This is a genomic window from Methylobacterium sp. 4-46 (genome assembly GCF_000019365.1).
Classification (GTDB): domain Bacteria; phylum Pseudomonadota; class Alphaproteobacteria; order Rhizobiales; family Beijerinckiaceae; genus Methylobacterium.
This window is the reverse complement of the sequence record NC_010511.1, coordinates 2,252,479-2,270,911: the sequence shown is the minus strand read 5'-3', so window position 1 is coordinate 2,270,911 and position 18,433 is coordinate 2,252,479. Positions and strand designations below refer to the sequence as shown.

At 75.5% G+C, this 18,433-nt stretch carries 17 protein-coding genes; 14 read left to right on the top strand and 3 right to left on the bottom strand.

The annotated features are described in order from the left end of the window. Nucleotides 1–80: 80 nt before the first annotated feature. Nucleotides 81–2,099 carry a class I SAM-dependent methyltransferase gene (locus M446_RS09615; RefSeq protein ID WP_012331906.1) on the bottom strand — a complete coding sequence of 673 codons (2,019 nt, stop codon included), beginning with the start codon at nucleotides 2,097–2,099 and terminating at the stop codon, nucleotides 81–83. Between the two features lie 719 nt (nucleotides 2,100–2,818). Between M446_RS09615 and M446_RS09610 the strand changes: the two genes are divergently transcribed. From M446_RS09610 to M446_RS09550, 13 genes are all read left to right on the top strand, one after another. After that, entirely contained in the window at nucleotides 2,819–3,586 is a 768-nt protein-coding gene (locus M446_RS09610) for a heme-binding protein (RefSeq protein WP_012331905.1), read from the top strand. 294 nt (nucleotides 3,587–3,880) lie between these two features. Further along, nucleotides 3,881–4,357 (top strand): hypothetical protein, encoded by a 477-nt coding sequence (locus M446_RS09605; RefSeq protein WP_012331904.1) that lies wholly within the window; start codon nucleotides 3,881–3,883, stop codon nucleotides 4,355–4,357. Then, a complete protein-coding gene (locus tag M446_RS09600; RefSeq protein ID WP_012331903.1) occupies nucleotides 4,347–5,087 on the top strand; it encodes a prepilin-type N-terminal cleavage/methylation domain-containing protein in 741 nt (246 codons plus the stop codon). The genes M446_RS09605 and M446_RS09600 overlap by 11 nt, the downstream gene beginning before the upstream one ends. After that, nucleotides 5,084–5,974, top strand: a complete 891-nt coding sequence (locus tag M446_RS09595) for a type II secretion system protein GspK (protein ID WP_012331902.1) — start codon at nucleotides 5,084–5,086, stop codon at nucleotides 5,972–5,974. The genes M446_RS09600 and M446_RS09595 overlap by 4 nt, the downstream gene beginning before the upstream one ends. Nucleotides 5,975–6,163: 189 nt before the next feature. Beyond that, nucleotides 6,164–7,789 carry a GspE/PulE family protein gene (locus M446_RS09590; RefSeq protein ID WP_012331901.1) on the top strand — a complete coding sequence of 542 codons (1,626 nt, stop codon included), beginning with the start codon at nucleotides 6,164–6,166 and terminating at the stop codon, nucleotides 7,787–7,789. Nucleotides 7,790–7,799: 10 nt separating this feature from the next. Continuing rightward, nucleotides 7,800–8,861 carry a PilN domain-containing protein gene (locus tag M446_RS09585; protein WP_012331900.1) on the top strand — a complete coding sequence of 354 codons (1,062 nt, stop codon included), beginning with the start codon at nucleotides 7,800–7,802 and terminating at the stop codon, nucleotides 8,859–8,861. Then, nucleotides 8,858–9,490: a type II secretion system protein GspM gene (gene gspM, locus M446_RS09580; RefSeq protein WP_012331899.1), complete on the top strand. Its 633-nt coding sequence runs from the start codon at nucleotides 8,858–8,860 to the stop codon at nucleotides 9,488–9,490. Before M446_RS09585 ends, gspM begins: the two co-directional genes overlap by 4 nt. Next, nucleotides 9,487–10,173, top strand: a complete 687-nt coding sequence (locus M446_RS09575; RefSeq protein WP_012331898.1) for a hypothetical protein — start codon at nucleotides 9,487–9,489, stop codon at nucleotides 10,171–10,173. Before gspM ends, M446_RS09575 begins: the two co-directional genes overlap by 4 nt. 257 nt (nucleotides 10,174–10,430) lie before the next feature. After that, nucleotides 10,431–12,770 carry a type II secretion system secretin GspD gene (gene gspD, locus M446_RS09570; protein ID WP_012331897.1) on the top strand — a complete coding sequence of 780 codons (2,340 nt, stop codon included), beginning with the start codon at nucleotides 10,431–10,433 and terminating at the stop codon, nucleotides 12,768–12,770. A 101-nt stretch (nucleotides 12,771–12,871) separates the two neighbouring features. Then, nucleotides 12,872–13,450: a prepilin peptidase gene (locus M446_RS09565; protein WP_012331896.1), complete on the top strand. Its 579-nt coding sequence runs from the start codon at nucleotides 12,872–12,874 to the stop codon at nucleotides 13,448–13,450. After that, nucleotides 13,447–14,658: a type II secretion system F family protein gene (locus tag M446_RS09560; protein WP_012331895.1), complete on the top strand. Its 1,212-nt coding sequence runs from the start codon at nucleotides 13,447–13,449 to the stop codon at nucleotides 14,656–14,658. The genes M446_RS09565 and M446_RS09560 overlap by 4 nt, the downstream gene beginning before the upstream one ends. A gap of 88 nt (nucleotides 14,659–14,746) precedes the next feature. Further along, on the top strand, nucleotides 14,747–15,184 hold the full coding sequence (gspG, locus tag M446_RS09555) for a type II secretion system major pseudopilin GspG (protein WP_012331894.1): 438 nt from the start codon (nucleotides 14,747–14,749) through the stop codon (nucleotides 15,182–15,184). Next, a complete protein-coding gene (locus M446_RS09550; protein WP_012331893.1) occupies nucleotides 15,162–15,713 on the top strand; it encodes a prepilin-type N-terminal cleavage/methylation domain-containing protein in 552 nt (183 codons plus the stop codon). The genes gspG and M446_RS09550 overlap by 23 nt, the downstream gene beginning before the upstream one ends. On the opposite strand, the gene M446_RS09545 is transcribed toward M446_RS09550, so the two are convergent. After that, nucleotides 15,710–17,137, bottom strand: a complete 1,428-nt coding sequence (locus M446_RS09545; RefSeq protein WP_012331892.1) for a TIGR04222 domain-containing membrane protein — start codon at nucleotides 17,135–17,137, stop codon at nucleotides 15,710–15,712. The genes M446_RS09550 and M446_RS09545 overlap by 4 nt on opposite strands. A 318-nt stretch (nucleotides 17,138–17,455) precedes the next feature. After that, nucleotides 17,456–17,779 carry a hypothetical protein gene (locus M446_RS09540; protein ID WP_012331891.1) on the bottom strand — a complete coding sequence of 108 codons (324 nt, stop codon included), beginning with the start codon at nucleotides 17,777–17,779 and terminating at the stop codon, nucleotides 17,456–17,458. Between the two features lie 372 nt (nucleotides 17,780–18,151). Between M446_RS09540 and M446_RS09535 the strand changes: the two genes are divergently transcribed. Next, nucleotides 18,152–18,346: a DUF2934 domain-containing protein gene (locus M446_RS09535; protein ID WP_012331890.1), complete on the top strand. Its 195-nt coding sequence runs from the start codon at nucleotides 18,152–18,154 to the stop codon at nucleotides 18,344–18,346. The last annotated feature ends 87 nt before the right edge of the window (nucleotides 18,347–18,433 follow it).

Below are 18,433 nucleotides of genomic sequence, written 5' to 3'. Positions count from 1 at the left end.
GGATGCCGGTCCGTCGGAGACAACACGGCAGCATGACGGACCGAGAGCAGCCCCCGAGTGCGGCGTGATCGGGCGCTGCTCTAGTCCGGGCCGAAGGCGGCGTTGGTCGGCGCCGTGCGGTGCGCCACCAGCGTGGTGCAGTCCCGCGGCCGGCCGGCATGGATCAGGCGGTGGCGATGCAGCGCCGCGTCCGCGAAGCCCAGGACGGCGAGCATCTCGCGGATCGTCCCCGGGGCGAGGCGCCACCAGGATTCCCAGCGGTCGGGCCGCGAGGCCCGGGGCAGGAAGGCCGGCGGCCGGTCCGGGGACCCGAAGGGCCAGCGGCGCCGGGGGGCGACCTCGATCACGATCAGGCTGTCGCGCGCGATCCGGGCGGCGGCGTGCAGCGCCCGGAACGGGTCGCGCAGGTGGGGCAGCACGCTGCCGAGGAGCGCGACGTCGACGGGGCCGACCTCGGCCGGGATGGCGTAGGCCGTGCCCTGCACGTAGCGCGCCCGCGATCCCAGGGCCCGGTGCGACAGCCAATAGGCCCGCCGGATCGCGTCGAGGTGCCGCCCGAGGAGGTCGAGGGCCGCGTCGCCGTCGAGTTCCGGGAAGGGAACGACGTCCCAGTGCCGGGCGCCCGGGATGTCCAGCGAGACGATCTCGGCCCCGCGCGCCTCCAGCTCGAAGCTGAGGAAGCCGCTGGCGCAGCCGATGTCGAGCACCCGCTTTCCCGCGACGTCGACGTGGCCGAGGCAGGATTCGACGCGGCCCCGCGCGTCCCACTCGCCCCGCATCAGGCCGTGGCCGGGCAGCTCGATCGTGTGCGTGAAGAAGCAGTCCTGCGGGCTGTCGACCCGCAGGGGCGCCGCGACCGGGCCGCCCGGACGCGGGGCGGAGAGGTCGCAGGCGGGATGGACCAGGGCCTCCACGAGGGCGCCGATCCGCCCGCCCGCCGGCAGCGGCGCCCCGCCGCCGACCCGCAGGTGGCGGAAGCAGGCCGAGCCCCCGGCCGCGCCGCCATCCGCCGCGCCGCCATCCGCCGCGCGGGCGGCCGCGAAGCGGACCTCGCGCGGCCCCGTCGCCTCCGGGGGGCCGAGGCGCTCCCAGCGGACGCCGTCCACCGACCCGTAGGCCTCGAGACCCGGCCCGAGGGGGGCCGGCGCCGTGAAGGTGACGGCCCGCAGGTCGCGGATCTCGCCCAGGTCGATCTCGGCCGGGGCGCGCCCGGCCGGGTCCCGGCCCTGCCGGCCGAGCCCCGCCACGTCGCGCAGCTCCCTGCGCATGCCCTGGTCCGCCGCCCAGGCGTAGAAGGCCCGCAGCGCCGCCTCGTAGGAGGTGTCGGGCGGGAGCTGCCGCTGCGCGTGGCGGGCGAACTCGAAGTAGGTCTGCCGGTCGATCACCGTGTCGTGGAAGTGCAGGAGCGTCCGATCGAACCGCAGGCCGAGCGTCTCGGCCACCGGGTCCAGGATCAGCCGGTAGCTGTCGGCGCCGATCGCGTCGTTCGGCAGCAGGCCGATCGCGTCCGACAGGCCGAGCCAGCGCAGGATCCGCCGGCACAGTTCGAGGAAGAACAGCGAAGTCGGATGGAAGTGTTCCGTGAACAGGTTGTCGCTGCGGTAATTGTTCACGAAGTAATCGAACATCGGGATCTCCGAGAGCGCGTCGACCTCCCGGAAGGTGTCGAGGGCGCGATCGAAGTGCTGGAATGTCCAGGTCCGACCGGGATCATGCGCGATGTACTCGGCGAAGCTGCGGCCCGGCGCGTCGTCCGGCGGGAATTTCAGCCAGTTCGAGAAGGGTTCGAGCGGGATCGGCCAGAACCCGTTGCAGCGCCAGAACTCGAGCGGCAGGAAGGCGCAGCCCTTCCCGGTGAGCGCCCGCAGGGCCTCGTTGCGCAGCCACGGGATGCTCTTGACGTTCTGGCAGATGACGACGTCGGCGGCGGCCACCGCCGCCTCGATGGCCGCGCGGGCCGCGGCGTCGTCGGCGCTCAGGTAGGTGACGAAGGTGGTGATCTCGTACTGCTCGCGGATGACGGGGTGCGAGGCGAGGTAGCGTCCCACCTCCCGACCGTGGCAGTTCATCAGGATGACGAGGCTTCTCTTCACGGGCATCCCCCGGCCGGAGGGCCGTCTCGCGCGCATGTCCGCCGGCCGCCGGACCCGCCGCCCGGACCGGGCGGCGGCCTCACCCGGGACGCGCAGGATTGCCGGGATACCGCCGGAGCGAGGCCGAGGCCAGACCGGCGGCGGCCGGATCGCTCGATCCGGCGGCGGCGGCGCGCCGGCAGAGCGCTCCTGACCGCCCCTCGCTGTCGTCCAGTTCACTTCCTCGACAGATCGCGCCGCTGCCGACCGACAATCAAAGCTGAGTGGACGGCGCGGGATCACGGCCGCGTGATCTGGTGCCGCCGATTTCGCATCCTGAACGAAGGCTGTTTATCAGCCAATCTCCGGGAATCCACCGGGAATCAGCAGCTTGCGTCAGGCCCGCAGCTGAAATTCATGTTCACGAATAATTAATAAGCAAATCGACTACAACATCTCCGAGTCATGCGGCTTTGTTGCTACGTTGCAACACTTGGCTTCGACTTTTGCGGGCCAGGACCCGCCCGATCCTGTCCGATCCGGCTTGGAAAAGGGTTAACATGCCTCAACCATTGCGGTTTTTCGGTCAGGGCGGCGCCCGGGCGGCTCCGGCGCGACCTGCGCTCCATCAGTCGAGGCGTATGGATTTCGGCTCGGGAAACGAGGATGCATTGGTGCTGCCAAGCTAGAGCGTTCGCTGCGGGCGCAACTCTGCTCATCAGCTGGCAAAATAGGGGACGCGACACATGACAAAGAGCACTCTGCACGGAGTGACTGCCGCGCTGGCCGGAACGCTGCTCGGGGCGCTCGCCTGGGGGCAGGAGGCGCGGGCGCAGGCCGCTCCGACCCTGAACACGCTGCAGTCGCCCTGCCCGGTCGAGCAGGCGCAGCTGGAATCGGCGGTGCGCCAGGCGGCGGCGGCGGATTCCACCGGCCTCGACAACGATTTCTGGGCGGTGGTGGTGAACCTGACCGGCCAGGTCTGCGCGGTGGCGAAGTCCGGGCCGTTCCAGGAATCGCAGTGGCTGGGCAGCCGCCAGATCGCGGCCGCGAAGGCCTACACGGCGAACGCCTTCAGCCTCAACCTGCCCAAGGGCCCGCTCTCGACGGCCCAGCTCTACGGCTTCGTGCAGCCGGCCCCGAGCGGCGGCAACCCGCTCTTCGGGCTCGAGGGCGGCAACGTCGAGAGCAGCCTCGTCTACGCGGGCGACTACGCCAAGTTCGGCACCACGCAGGACCCGATGCTGACGCAGCGCGTCGGCGGCACGATCACCTTCGGCGGCGGCCTCGCGCTCTACAGCGGCCCGTTCCGCGTCGGCGGCCTCGGCCTGTCGGGCGACACGGCCTGCGCCGACCACTCGGTGGCGTGGCGCACCCGCCGGCTCCTCAACCTGCAGGGCCCGGAGACCGACAAGCTGACCTTCGTCAACAACGCGACGCCGGCCACCGGCGGCCATCCGCGCTGCCCGAACGACACCGGCACCCAGGGCGCGGTGTTCCCGCCGAACTCGTAAGGTCGGACGAGACCGGGGGCGGGCGCGGCCCGCTCCCGGCCAGAGCAGGATCCGATCGCGGCGCGATCGGATCCTGCCCGAGATTCTTGATCGTGCCGCATCGTCCGCGACGAACCGGCGGCCTATTCGTCGGCGAGTGTTCGTCGGCGAGCGTTCGTCGGCGAGTGTTCGTCGGCGAGTGTTCGTCGGCGAGAGCTTGAGCGGCCCGGCGCACCGCCGGGCTGGCGCCCGAGGCGCCGCCCGGGCAGGATCGCGGCCCCGCGCGGCCACCACCGGATGATCCCGATTCGCCCCATGCCCGCCCCCCGCCCGCCCGGCCGCGGACCCGCGCGGGAGAGAGCCGGCGGCTTCGTGCTGCTCGAACTCGCGCTGGCGCTCCTGATCCTGGCGCTGCTCGCCGCGCTCGCCCTGCCCCGCGCGCGGCCGTTCGACGGGCCGGCCCGCCTCGGGCTGAAGGCGCAGGAGATCGCCGCGCTGCTGCGGCGCGACCGGGACGCGGCCCTGCGCGGGCAGACGACGATCCGCACCGAGATCGACCTCGCGCGCCGCGCGGTGCGCTCGGGCGCGGCGAACGGCGAGGTGCCGGTGCCGACCGCCTACGCCATGCGCGTCGCGGCCCGCGAGACAGCGATCCGCTTCCGGCCGGACGGCAGCGCCTCCGGCGGCACGGTCTTCCTCGCCGGGCCCGGCGGGGGCAGCCTCGCGGCCGTGGAGGTGGACGACCTCACGGGCGCCGTCACGGTGACGCGGGAGGGCCGCCATGGCCGCTGAGCGGAGGGCGCGGGGCGGCTTCTCGCTGGTCGAGGTGCTGGCGAGCCTCGCGGTCGCGGGGGCGGTCCTGGCCGCCCTCGCCTCGGCCGTCGCCCTCCTCACCCGTCAGGCCGAGCGGGTCGCGGCCGGGGCCGAGGCGCGCGAGCGCGCCGGGCGCAGCCTCGCCACCCTCGCGCGCGCCGTCGAGGGCGCGGCCCGCGCGCGCTGGGACGCCCCGCGCCGCGGCTTCGTCTTCGCCGGCACGCGCGACACGCTGGTCTTCGCCGCGCAGCGCCGGGAGGGCGCCGCCCTGCGCATCGTGGTGGTGCGGGCCGAGAGCGTCCCGGCGCCGGAGGGCGGGGCGCTGCTGTGGCGCGAGGGCGCCTTCGTCCCGTCGCTGCGGGACCTCGACGCGGTCGCCTTCGGGGAGGCGCGGCGCCTCTCGACCGGGGGGGCGCGGCTGCGCTTCGCCTACGTCACCCCCGGCACGCCGCGCCTGCCCGAGCTGCTGACCGACGAGTGGCCGGCCGAGGACGCCCTGCCCGAGGCGGTGCGCCTCGCCCTCACCGATCCGGCCTCGGGCGAGATCCGCGGGAGCCTGCGCGTGCCCCTGCGGGCCGCCGCCGAGCCCGGCTGCCTGTCGCCGCGCAAGGCCCTGTGCAGCCGCTTCGACGAGCGCAAGGCGCCCGAGGACGACGCGCCCTCCGTGGCCTCGATCCTCGGCGCCCTCCCCTACCAGGTGCGCCGATGAGGGGCGGCCGCGAGGGCTTCATCCTGGTGGCGACGCTCGGCGTCCTGGCCCTGCTCGCGAGCCTCGCCGGGGGGGCGGCCCTCGTCACCCGCGGCAGCGTCGAGGGCGCCTGGACCGAGGGCGAGGTGCTGCGGCGCGACGCGCTGATCCGGGCCGGGATCGAGCTTGCCGCCCACCAGCTCCTCGGCCTGCGGCTCGCGCCCGACCGCATCGCCGGCGAGATCCGCCTCGACGACGGCACCGTGCGGATCGCGGCGCGCGACGAGAGCGGGCTCATCGACCTGAACTGGTCCGAGCCCGCCCTGCTGGCGGCGGCGGCCGCCGCCCTGCGCCTGCGCGGCCTGGCCCCGGCCGATTTCGCGGCCGCCGTGGTGGCGTGGCGCGGCCGCAACGAGCCCGCGCCCGCCGGGGCCACCGCGGCGGCGCGCGCGGCCGCCGGGACGGCGCGCGCGGCCGCCGGGACGGCGGCCCCGGGGGCGCAGGCGGTCAAGCGCGACGGCTTCCGCGCGGTCGAGGACCTGCGCTGGCTCCCCGGCCTCACCGACGAGGACGTCGCGGCCCTGGCCGAGATCGTCACCGTGCACAATCCGTCCGGGAAGGTGAACGTGCTCGCCGCGCCCGATCCGGTGATCCTCGCCCTGCCGGAGGCGACGCCCCAGCTCGTCGCGGCGGCGGCGGCCCTGCGCCGGATGCCGGCCGAGCGGGCCGCCGGCGAGGTGCCGCGGCTGTTCGCGCGCCAGCAGGCCTATGTCGGCGCCAAGCCCGGCGGCGCCTTCCGGGTGCGCGTCGAGGCCCGGCGCGGCGCCACCACGGGCGCCGTCTCGGCAATCCTGATCCGCGCGCCCGCCGACGAGGCCCCGTACTTCATCACCGAGTGGCGCGAATGACCAGCACAAGGCGCCGCCCCGGCGCACCGGGACCGCCTGTGCTGCCCGTGACACACGTCTTGCTTTTCTCTTAACGGCGCGTGGCCGGCCTCCGCGGGCCGGCAGATCGCCGTTAGACTTCACCGGACAAGCAAGCTGACGAGTCGAGCCGGCCGGCACCGGGGCCCGGCACCGGGGGGGGTGGCGAGGGTGGGGGCGTTCGAGCGGTCCGTCACGGGAGAGGCCCTGCCGCCGGAGGCGGGGGGCGCGGAGGCGCTCTGGCGCGCGGGCGGCGTCCCGGCGGGGGACCTCGCCCAGGCGCTCGCCGCGCATCACGGCCTGCCCCGCCTCGACCGCGACGCGGTCGCGGCCCTGCCGGACCTGACCGCCGGGCTGTCCCGCCGCTTCCTCGCCGACGCCTTCCTGTACCCGGTCGCCGGGCCGGAGGGGCCGCTCCTCCTGGTGGCCGATCCCGGAAACGAGGAGGCGATCCGCGCCGTGGCGCTCGCCCTCGGCTGCGCGCCCCGGCTCGGGGTCCTCTCCTTCGAGGAGATCGGCGAACTCATCGCCCGGGCCGAGGGCGCCACCGCCGCGCCCGAGGCGCGGGCGCGCCCCGCCCACGCGGATCTCGGCCTCACGGACGACGTCGAGGCGCTGCAGGACCTCGCCCGGGGCGCCCCGATCGTGCGGGCCATCGACGCGCTCCTGGAGCGCGCCGTCGAGGTCGGGGCGACCGACATCCACCTGGAGACCGGCCGCGAGGAGTTGCGGGTGCGGCTGCGGATCGACGGGCGGCTGCGCCTGCACCAGACCCTGCCGAAGGACATGGCCCCGGCGATCATCTCGCGGGTGAAGATCCTGGCCGGGCTCGACATCGCCGAGCGGCGCCTGCCGCAGGACGGGCGCACCAATGTGCGGGTGCGCGCGAGCGAGGCGGATCTGCGCGTCGCCGTGATGCCGACCCTCTACGGCGAGACGGCGGTGCTGCGCATCCTGGTGAAGGACGCGCGCCTCCTCGACTTCGCCCGGGTCGGCCTCTCGGCCCGCGACCGGGACGCGCTGGAGCGGATGCTCGGCGAGCCGCACGGGCTGATCATCGTCACCGGGCCGACCGGCAGCGGCAAGACCACCACGCTCGCCACCGCGGTCTCGCTCCTCAACGACCCGGCCCGCAAGATCGTCACGGTCGAGGACCCGATCGAGTACCAGATCCCCGGCATCCACCAGACCCAGATCAAGCCCGGCATCGGGCTCACCTTCGCGAACGCGCTGCGCTCCTTCCTGCGCCACGATCCGGACGTGATCATGGTCGGCGAGATGCGCGACCGCGAGACGGCGGCGATCGGCATCCAGGCGGCGCTCACCGGCCACCTCGTGCTGACCACCCTCCATACCAACAGCGCCCCGGACGCGGTCATCCGCCTCGCCGACATGGGCGTCGAACCCTACCTGATCGCCGCGTCCCTGCGGGGGGTCGTCGGGCAGCGCCTGGTGCGGCGCCTGTGCGAGCGCTGCCGGGCGCCGGATCCGGACGGGGGCGCGGCGCTCGACGCGGTCTGCGCCCGCCGGGGCTTCGCGCGGCCGGGGGGCGGGCGGGTCCATCGCCCGGTCGGCTGCCCGCATTGCGGCGGCAGCGGCTTTCGCGGCCGGGTCGGGGTCTTCGAGGTGATGCCGGTGGACGAGGCGCTCACCGGCCTGATCCGGCGCGAGCCCGACCCGCTGGTGCTGCTGCGCGCCGCCCGCGAGGCCGGGATGACGACGATGCTGGAGGACGGCCTCGCCAAGGCCGCCGACGGGCTCACCTCGCTCGACGAGGTGATGCGGATGACCGGCTAGGGAGGCGCGCGTGGCCCTGGCCCTCCCCTGGATCCGGCATGCCGGACCGCCGCTCCGCCCCCTGCGCGACCTCCTCGCGGCGCTGCTCGACGAGGCCGTCCGGCGACTCGGCCCCGTGGCGGCGCGCCTCGGCGGCGGCCGGCGGGTGGTCGTGGTGGAGGAGGACGCGCTCCTCGTCTACGGCGTCGCGCGCGGGGGCGAGGCGGTGCTGGCCGCGCGGCTCGGGCCGGGCGAGGCCGCCCCCGAGCGCCTGCGCGGCGGGCCCCTCGAGGCACGCCTCCCGGCCGGCTGCTTCCTGCGCCGCTCGCTCTCGGTGCCGGAGGCGGGCCGCGCCTACCTGCGGCCGATCATCGAGCACCGGCTCGAACGCCTCACGCCCTGGCAGCCCGACCGGGTGCTCTACGGGTTCCGGGTCGCGCCGCCCGCCCCGGGGGGCGACGTCACGGTCGACCTCCTCGTCACCGCGCGGGAGCGGGCCGAGCCCCTCCTGGCGCGGGTCGCGGCGGCGGGCCTGCGCCCGACGGCCCTCGGCAGCGCCGAGGAGCCCCTCGCGGCGCCGCTGGCGATCGACCTCTATGCCGGCCGGGCGGAGGCGGGCGATCCCGTCCTGCGGCGACGGCTCGGCCGCGGCCTCGCGGGCGCGCTCGCGCTCCTCGCGCTCGCCTGCGCGGGCACGGCCTGGCTCGCGGCCTCGGCGGAGGCCGAGCTGCAGGCCACGGAGGAGCGGCTCGCCGCCCTGCAGGCCCGGGTTCAGGCCCGGACCAGGCCGCGGGCGAGCCGCGCGCAGGCGCTGCTCGCCGCGAATCGCCCCGAGGCGGGAATGGGCTCCCTCCTCGACCGCCTGAGCGCGGCCCTGCCGGACCACACGGTGCTGCGGGAACTCGACGCGGGCCGGGGCACGCTGCATCTCCTCGGGCGCTCGGCCGATGCGCCGGCCCTGGTGGGCCTGCTGGAGACCCAGGCGGGCCTGTCGGGCCTGCGCTTCGCCGCCCCGGTCGTGCGGGACGGCGAGGGGCGCGACCTGTTCGATCTCGCCGCCACGCGCGCGGCGCCCCCGGGAGGCGTGCCGTGACCGAGACTCCCGCCCGGCGCTGGCTCGGGCCGGCCGCGCTCGCGCTCTTCCTCGGCCTCCCGGGCCTGCTCGCCGCGACGACGCTCGCCAACGCCCTGCGCTGGTCGCAGGCCGCGGAGGCTGCCGGGGAGCGCGGCGCGCAGCTCGCCCGGCTGGAGGCGAAGGTGCGCGGCCTCGCCGCCGCGCCGGCCGCCGCGCCGGCCGAGACCGCCTCCCCGTTCCTCGAAGCCCGCAGCCCGAGCCTCGCCCGGGCCGAGCTGCAGACCCGCCTCGTCGCCCTGGTGGAGCGGGCGGGCGGGCGCCTGATCGAGGTGCAGGTCGAGGAGGAGCCGGCCGCCGCCGATCCCCTGAGCCTGCTCGCCCGCGTCACCCTGGAGACCCGCAATCCCGGCCTCCTCGACCTGCTCACCGCCGTGGAGAACGGCCGGCCGCTCCTCACCGTCGAGGGCCTCAACCTGCGCCCGGCGCAAGGGCACGGTGCCCAAGGGTACGGTGCCCAAGGGTACGGCGGCCAAGGGTATGGAGGCCAAGGGTACGGCAGCCAAGCGCGCGGAGCCGCGGCCGAGGAGGATCCGATGCTGCGCGTCGCCCTCGCGGTGAGGGGTTACCGCGCGGAGGAGCGACCGTGAGAGCCTGCCCGCCCGCCGCCCTGGCGCTCCTCGCCCTCTCCGGCCCCGCCCTCGCGCAGGCGGGGTCGATCGGCGCGATGCTCTTTCCCGGCTCGGTCGCGCCGGGCCCGCCCGCGGCCGCGGCTCCGCCGCCCGGGCCGGCCGAGCCCGGCCAGCCGGCGCTGCCAAGCCAAGCGGCGCTGCCAAGCCAAGCGGCGCTGCCAAGCCAAGCGGCGCTGCCAAGCCAGCCGGCGCTGCCCGACCAGGCCGCGCCCTCGCCCTCGCCCTCCGCCGAGGCGAGCGGCGCGGCGGCCCGGCCGGCCCGCGCCCGCCCGCTCTTCTCGGCGAGCCGGCGGCCGCCCGCGATCCCGGTCGCCGCGCCGCCGCCGGTCGTGGCCTTCGTTCCCCCGCCGCCCGAGCCGCCGAGGCCGCCGCCGCAGCTGCGGCTCGTCGGCATCGTGGAGGGGAGCGAGCAGCCCTTCGCGGTCGTGCGGGGAGCGGCGGCCGACAAGGCCGCCACCCTGCGGGCCGGCGACCGCGTCGAGGGCTGGGAGGTGGCCCGCATCGAGGGCGACCGCCTCCTCCTGCGCGACGGCCCGCGCGAGCAGGAATATCGTCTGTTCGCCAAAAGCTCCGCCACCGGAGCCCCTGCGGCCGGCTTGGCGCGAATGTTATCCACGCAGCCCGGCCACGCGCTGAGATAGACGCTCCGACTTGCGGAACACTTGCGACAGGTCCGCCGCACCAAGAGATCCTCGTTCGGCAGTCAATGCCGAATTTCCTATCCAGTATTGCAGTCTAACAATTTCATGATGGCGTGATAAAACAGTCACAGGCGCTTCGCCACAAGTCCTAATAAGTGGAAACAAATTGACACCCCCGGGGGCCCTGCCTAGGGTTGCGCCAACCCACTTCGGACCGAACTCACATGCACAGGGCGCGCATTGTCTCCGGAGCGCTGTTGATTGCAGGGCTCCTGGGCTTCGTCGGGCCGCTGCGGTCGCAGGAAGCGGGCCGCGCGACGCTGGCCGGGCCGGAGCTCAACCTCGACCTCACCGCCCGCGCGACCCCGCCGGTCGGCGCGAAGGCGGGGCGGGAGGGCGGCCTCGTCCCGCGCGACCGCGCGCCGGGGCGCAGCTACCATTTCCCGCCGGAGCCGATCGAGACGACGGGCGGCCTGCCGGTCGATCTCGGCGAGCCCCTCGACGTCGGCAATGCGGCGACGGGCGAGGGCAGCTTCCGGCTCAACTTCGAGCGGGCCGAGATCAAGGACGTGCTGCACACGGTCCTGAACGAGACGCTCGGCCTCAGCTACACGCTCGGGGCGGACGTCGCCGGGCAGGTGACGATCTCCTCGCCGCGGCCCCTGACCCGGGCCGAGATGCTGGGCGCGATCGAGAGCGTGCTGGCGAGCCACGGGCTGGCCCTGACCCGCAACGGCAGCGGCTACCTGATCGCCCCGACCGCCCTGGGCTCCGGCTCGGTGAATTTCGGCTCGGGCGCGCAGGCGGGCTACGGCGTGTCGGTCGTGCCCCTGCGCCACGTCTCGGCCGCGGTGATGTCGCGCCTCGTCTCCGGCTTCGTCACCGAGGCGGACGGGGTCCGCTTCGACATCTCCCGCAACACCATCGTGCTGAAGGGCCCGGGCCCCAAGCGCCAGGAGGCGGTGAGCGCCATCCTGTCCCTCGACGGCGACTGGATGCGCGGCCAGTCGGTCAGCCTGTTCGAGCTGCGCCGCGTGCGGCCCGAGGCCGTGGTGGCCGAACTCGCCCAGCTCTTCGACACCTCGGAGAACGGCGCCGGCTCGGGGCTGATCCAGTTCAAGCCGGTCTCGCGGCTGCGGGCGGTGCTGGTCCTGTCGAAGAACCCGGCCCTGATCCGCCGTGCCGAGACCTTCATCCGCAAGCTCGACAACGTCACCGAGGCGGCCGAGGAGAACGTCTTCGTCTACAAGGCGCGCTACCGGGACGCGCGGGAGCTCGCCCGGGTCGTGAACGGCCTGTTCGGCAACGGCCAGGGCGGCCTCGCGGCGGGGCCGACAGGGCCGGGCCTCGGCCAGCAGGGCCGGTCTGGGCTCGGCGGCGCGGGATCGTCGGGCCAGGGCGGGCTCGGCTCCGGCTTCGGCGGGGGCGGCCTGTCGAGCCCGGGCGGCTCCGGGCTGCCGGCCTCGCAGCCGGGCGGCAACGGCAACGAGCTCCTGCGGGCGCGCTTCGCCTCGGCCTTCGGCGACGCGGTGCCGGCCGCCCCGGCGGATCCGGGCGGCGGCATGGGCGGGGGCATGGGCGGGGGCATGGGCGGCGGCTTGGCTGGCGGCGGCATGAACAGCGCCATGATCGACCTGACGACGCAGCCGAACGGGCGCGGGCGCGGCGTGGCGATCAGCGCCGACCCGGCCAACAACGCGGTCGTCACCTACGCGGACGGCGACACGTACAAGAAGGTCTACGCCGCCCTGCGCCGCCTCGACGCGGTGCCGGCCCAGGTCGCCGTCAACGTCACCATCGCGGAGGTGAAGCTCAACGACGAGCTCAAGCACGGCGTCCAGTTCTTCCTCGACAGCCGCAGCCTGGGGCTCGGCCGCAACAAGGGCTCGGTCGGTCTGGTCAGCGCGGCGGCGAGCGGCGCCAGCAACGTCCTCAAGCCCGGCAACGGCTTCAACTTCCTGGTGGGCGGCTATTCCGGGCCGGACGTGGTGATCAACGCGCTCGACGGCTTCACGGACGTGAAGGTGCTGTCCTCGCCCTCGCTCGTGGTGCTGGAGAACCAGCCGGCGACGCTGCAGGTGGGCGATTCGGTGCCGATCACGACGCGTCAGGCCCAGAGCGTGGACTTCGCCAACGCGCCGCTGATCAACCAGGTCGAGTTCCGCGACACCGGCATCATCCTCAACGTGATCCCGCGCATCGGCCAGAACGACGCGGTGACGATGCAGATCGAGCAGGAGATCTCCGCGGTGGTGGGCGGCTCCGACACGCTCACGCCGACGATCTCGAAGCGCCGGGTGGCGAGCACGATCTCGGTGGCGAACGGCCAGACGGTGCTGCTCGCCGGGCTGATCAGCGACAAGCACCAGCGCGAGCGCGACGGCATCCCGATCCTCGGCCGGCTGCCGCAGATCGGCGCCCTGTTCAGCTCGACCAACAATGCCGACGAGCGGACGGAGCTGGTCGTGTTCATCCGCCCGGTGGTGGTGCGCAGCGGCCGCGACGCGCAGCGGGTGGCCGAGGATTACCGCGGCCAGCTCCTGGACGCGGGCGTGCGCCGCGGCGCCCGCGCGGCGGCCCCGGTGCTCAAGCGCTGACGGGCGGCGTGCGCCGGGAGGGTGGTGCGCCGGACCCGACCTGGTGCGGGATCGCGGCGCGCGTGGCATGAATCGGCGGGACGATCCGGTGGGGAGCGGCCGTGCACGCAGCTGATCCGACGGGCACCGCCGCGCTCGCGCGCAGGGCCGGGCGCCTCGTCCTGCCCGGGGTGGCCCTCGCCCTCGCCCCGACCCTGTGGCTCGGCTCGCCCGAGGCGCTGAGCCTCGTCCTCGCCCTCGCGCTCCTCGCCGCGGTGGCGCAGGTCGTCTGGCAGGACGTGGTCAGCCTCACCATCGCGGACGGCACCGTCGCGGCGATCGGGCTCGTCGCCGCGGCGGCGCGCCTGGGCGCCGGGGAGCCGCGCGCCGAGGCGGCGGCGCTCGCGGTCGACGGCCTCGTCTGCGGCGGCGGCCTCTGGCTGATCCGCGAGGCCTATTACCGCCGGCGCGGCCATGACGGCATCGGCCTCGGCGACGTGAAGCTCGCGGCGGCGGGGGGACTCCTCACCGGGCTCGAAGGCTTCGCCTGGGCGCTGCTGCTGGCGAGCCTCGGCGGGCTCGCGGTCGTGGCCGCGAGCCGCCTGCGGGCGCGCCCGATCGGCCGCGGGGACAAGATCCCGTTCGGGGCCTTCCTGGCGCCGGCCCTCCTCGCCGTCTGGTTCGCGGGCGGGCCGCCGTGAGCACGACCTACGAGTACCGCGCCCTCGACCCGGCCGGACGCGTCCAGACCGGGGCGATCGAGGCCGAGAGCCGCGCCGAGGTGATCGCCCAGCTCGACCGGGCCGGCTTCACGCCGCTCTCGGCGACGGCGCGGCCGGCCGGGGGCCGGGGCTGGCGCGACCTGCTGCGGCCCGAGCCGCGGCCGGACGACATCACCGCCATGACCCTCGACCTCGCCATGCTCCTGCGGGGCGGCGTGACGCTGACCGACGCGCTCCAGATCCTGGCGCAGCTGGAGACGCGGCGCTGGCTGGTCGGCGTGCTGCGCGACCTCCACCTCTCCCTCGGCCAGGGAAGGAGCCTCTCCCAGGCGGTGGCCCGGCACCCGCGCCTGTTCCCGCCGATCTATCGCAAGATGGTGGAGGTGGCGGAGGCGGCGGGGCGCCTCGAAGGGGCGCTGGGGAGCCTCGCGGCCGAGCGGCAGCGCGGCGAGCGCCTGCGCCGCCGCTTCGTCTCGGCCATCGCCTACCCGCTCTTCCTGGTCGCGGCCGCCTTCGCGGTGCTGGCCTTCGTGCTGATCTACCTGATCCCGAAATTCGAGGTGGCGCTGCAGGGCTTCCGCGACCGCATCGATCCGGCCGCCCTGTTCGTGTTCAATCTCTCGGCGGCGGTGAACGCCCATCTCGACCTGATCGGGATCGGGCTCGCGGGCCTGCTCGGCGGCACCCTGGTGCTGGCGCGGCTCGGGCGCGAGCGCGGCCTGTGGATCGGGCTCCTCGCCCGGCTGCCGGTCGTGCGCACGCTGCTCGCGCACGAACTCACCGTGACCTTCTGCCGGACGCTGGCGATCCTGGTCGGCGGCGGAGTCGACATCTCGACGGCGCTGCGGCTGATCCGCGGCGTCGTGCGCCTGCCCGGGGCGGGCGCGGAGATCGACCGGGTCATCGCCGACGTGCGCCAGGGGCAGCGCCTGTCCGAGGCGCTCGGCCAGCGCCCGCTGTTCCCGCGCCACGTCGTCCAGATGCTGCGGGTGGGCGAGGAGGCGGGCGAGTTGCCCGACAGCGCCGAGCGGGTCGCCGCCTTCTACGAGGTCAAGCTCGAGTCCGCCCTCGGCCGGCTGATCGCGATCGTCGGCCCGGCCGTCATGGTGCTGGTCAGCGTCCTGATCGCCTGGCTGATCATCTCGGTGATGACGGCGCTGATGAGCATCAACGACCTTCTGGTCTGATCCTGCCGTGGCCGCGACCTGTCCACACGATGCCTTATTCTTCCCTCACCGGATGCTCCGCTGCCATGATGATCCCGGGTTCCGGCGCATGATCCTCGACCGCCCCTCGTCCCCGCCGCCCGCGCGCCGCGACGCGCGCGCCGGCTTCACCCTCGTCGAACTCCTCGTCGTGCTGGTGATCCTCGGCCTCGTGATGGGCCTCGCCGGCCCGCGGGTGCTCGGCTACCTGTCGAGTTCCCGCGAGCGGACCGCGAAGCTGCAGATCGAGTCCTTCGCCTCGGCCCTCGACCTCTTCTTCCTCGACAACGGGCGCTATCCCTCGACGAGCGAGGGCCTGCAGGCCCTGGTGCAGCGCCCGCCCTCCGCCGAGAGCTGGGGCGGTCCCTACCTGAAGCAGACCAATGTGCCGCCCGACCCCTGGGGACGTCCCTACGAGTACCGGGCCCCCGGCAAGGCGGGCCCCTACGCGATCCTCTCCCTGGGGCCCGAAGGGCAGCGCGGCGGTGCCCCGATCGGCCGCGAGTGACGCGCGTCCCGGCCCCGCGCGGCGCCCGCGCGGGGCCGGCATCCGCGCCGCGGCCGGCCGGATCTCGGGCGAGGCGGGCCGGGCCGGCTTCACCCTGGTCGAGGCGCTGGCGGCCTTCGCCATCGTGGCGATGCTGAGCCTCGCCCTCCAGCGCGGCCTGGTGCAGTCGCGCCTCGGCTGGCTGTGGATCGACGACCGGGTCGCGGCCGCGCGGGTGGCGCGCTCGCTCCTCGTCCAGCCGGTGAACCTCGCCCAGGCCGCGGCGGGCGGCTGGGAGGGGGAGGCGGACGGGCGCCGCTTCCGGGTGCGGCTCAGCCCCGTGGCGCTCCCCCTGCCGCCGCCGCCGCCCGAGCCGGTGCCGCCGGTCCCGCGCCCGCCGGACCGGGAGCCGGCGATCCGCTGGGTGCCGCTGCGCGAGCGGATCGAGGTCGAGACCGCCCGCGGCGCGCTGGCCCTCGAGACGATCCGGCTCTGCCCCTTCGAGGAGGAGCGCAGGGCCGCGCCCGCCGGCGCCGCGCCCCGGGGCTAATCCCCGCCGCCACCGCCGCAGCCGCCGCAGCCCCCTCCCCCGCCGCCCCCGTCACCGCCGCCGTCGCCGCCCCCGCCGCCGTCGCTGCCGCCGGGCGGGCGCAGGAAGGCGACGAAGCCGGTCAGCTCGGTGCCGACCAGCGCGAGCGCGCCGGAGACCGCGAAGGCGAACAGCACCTCGCTCGGCAGCGGGGCCCGCGCCGCCCGCGCGTGGTGGGAGCGGTAGACCTCCAGGACGCGGTCGCCCGCCCGGGTGCGCGTCACGGGATGCAGCAGGGTCCAGTGCCCGAGGAGCGCCGTCGCGCCCATCATCAGGGCCAGGAAGCCGACCGGCCGGTCCCGCGACAGGCCGACCCCGAGCTTGGCGAGGCCGAGGGCGAGCACCGCCCCCAGCACCGCCAGACCGATCCCCCGCAGCAGGCGCACCCGCTCCCGCGGCGGCGCGAGGCCGCGCGCGGCCAGCGCGTGCGAGAGCCGCTCGACCGGGGCGTCGAGGGCGGCCCGCAGCTCCGCGCGGCTGCGGTCCCCCGCGGGCGGCCGGAACGGTTCGAGCTCCGAGGGGAGCGGCGGGCGGTGCGGCCAGACCAGGATGCGCCGGCTCGCCGGGTCGACCGAGGCGCCGCCCCGCTCGTAGAGGGCCAGCGCCACCACGTCGGCGACGCGCTGCGGCCCCCCCGCCAGGTAGGCGAGGTCGGGCAGGCTCAGCTTCGGCATGGCCGGCGCCTCGCCGCCCCGGCAGGCGGCGCGCAGCGCCAGGGCGATCAGGAGGGCGGCCGCCGCGAGCCCCGCGTAGAGCTGGAGGAAGGGCGGTCCGGGCAAGTCGAGGGGATCGGCCGGCAGGGCCGCGGCCTGCGGCGCGCCCAGCCCCGCGAGCAGGGCCGCCAGGGCAGCGGCCGCGCGCAGGGGCCCGCGCAGCAGGCGCGGGCGGGCGAGCACGATCGTCCGGTCGGTGTCGACGGTGCGGTAGCGGGGGGTCCTGCGGAACCGCGCCCGCGTGCCCGGCCAGAACAGCGGGCCGGGCGGGCCGAAGCGGGCCTCGTAGCGGGCGAGGGTCTCGGCGTACTGGCGCACGAGGCGGGCCCGCTCGGCCGGTCCGCCCGCCGCCGGCTCGTGGTGGAGGGGGGTGCGCAGCACGTCGCGGCACCAGACGTCCCAGTAGTCGCGCGAGTCGGTGAGGTGGAGGTGCCAGACCTCGTCCACCTCCTCGCTCGGCGTGACGGGACCCGCCCCGAGGCAGGCGAGGAAGCAGAAGCGGCGATACTCCGCCACGGCGCCGCGGGCGAAGGCCAGGGACCAGCCCCGGTCGCGGGCGAGGCGGCGGGTGAAGTCGAGGTTCCGGCCCGGCACCTCGAAGGGATGGGCGGCGATCCGGTCCCACAGGGCGGCCTCGGCGGGGGACCAGATCGCCGGCGTGACGGGCTGCATGCCTCTCCTCCGGTCGCAGCGTCGCCTGCCGTCCCGCGGCGGCGCGGGGCCGAGGATACACCGGCATCGGACAAAACCTTGACCGGCCGGCGCGCCGCTCCGGCGGCCCGCGACGCGGCGGGGTCAGGGGTCAGGGAGCCTCAGCGGCTGGACATCGCGCGATTCGCGTCGCGAGCGCGTCGCTCGATCACGGCGGCCGCCGCGAGGTCGCGCCCCTGTCGGGCCCCGCCCCGTCGCGACAGGCGGACCGGACAGGCCACGCTATCGTTCTGGCATCACCGCGGAGTGGTGTGACGGAGGTCGAGGGATCTCCACCTCTCAGCCGTGCCGGATCGCCGCGAGGGGGCGGCCGGCCCGCTTCGTCGACCGGTCGCCCTCGATCAGGCGGCCCTCGACCAGCCGGCCCTGCCGGCGGTCGATCGCGGTGACGAGGAAGCGGTGGAAGGGCGTGCCCCGCCGGTGCGAGACCCGGTCGTCGTAGTCGTGGAGCACGGCCTCCAGGGCGACGATGCGCTCGGACGCGCGGCCATAGGCCGATTCGAGCTCGTCGAGCGCCTCGGTCACGAGGGCGCTGGCGCCCGCCGCGGTCACGCCGGAGGCGTGGTCGAGCTTGCGCAGGCAGTGGGTCACCGGGTCGGTCATGGTCGTCACCTGAGCGGCAAGACTGCGCCGTTGGGCCGGATTTCACCTATGTCAATAACCGGAGCGGCCGGCAGGATCCATCGGGCTTTCGGACATGGCTGCCCGGCGCGCTTGGCCGGGACGGCCCGAGACCGGGGCCGCCCCCTCGGGCTCGCCCGGGCGAGGATGGAGGGGGGATCGCGCGGCCCTCGCGGCCGCCGCCGCAACCCGGGTCCCCGCGCGGAAAGGATCGAGACGGACGGGGACCCGACGGCATGCGTTCCTCGTTAGGACGGAGCCTGCCCGCCGCAGCCGCGAGGCTCCGCGGCGCCGGGCGGCGCATCCTCGTCAGGCCCGGCGGCCGCCGGCCGCCGCGCGGCAATCGGAACCGAGATGGCAAGCCTTCCCGACATCACGCCCGAGCAGATCCGGGAGCGGGCCCACGAGCTCTGGGAGCGCAACCACCGCCCGGACGGCTTCGACCTGGAATTCTGGCTGCTGGCGGAGCGCGAGCTGAGGGCCGAGCGCGCCCGCGCCGCCCGCGAGGCGGGCCAGACCGACGAGGGATCGCCCCGGCTGCCGGGCTGAGGGGCGGGACAGGCGCCGCCCGGGGCCTCAGCATCCTTCCGCCGGCCGGGACCGGCCGGTGCCGAGGGGGTCACCGGTTCGGCGGCG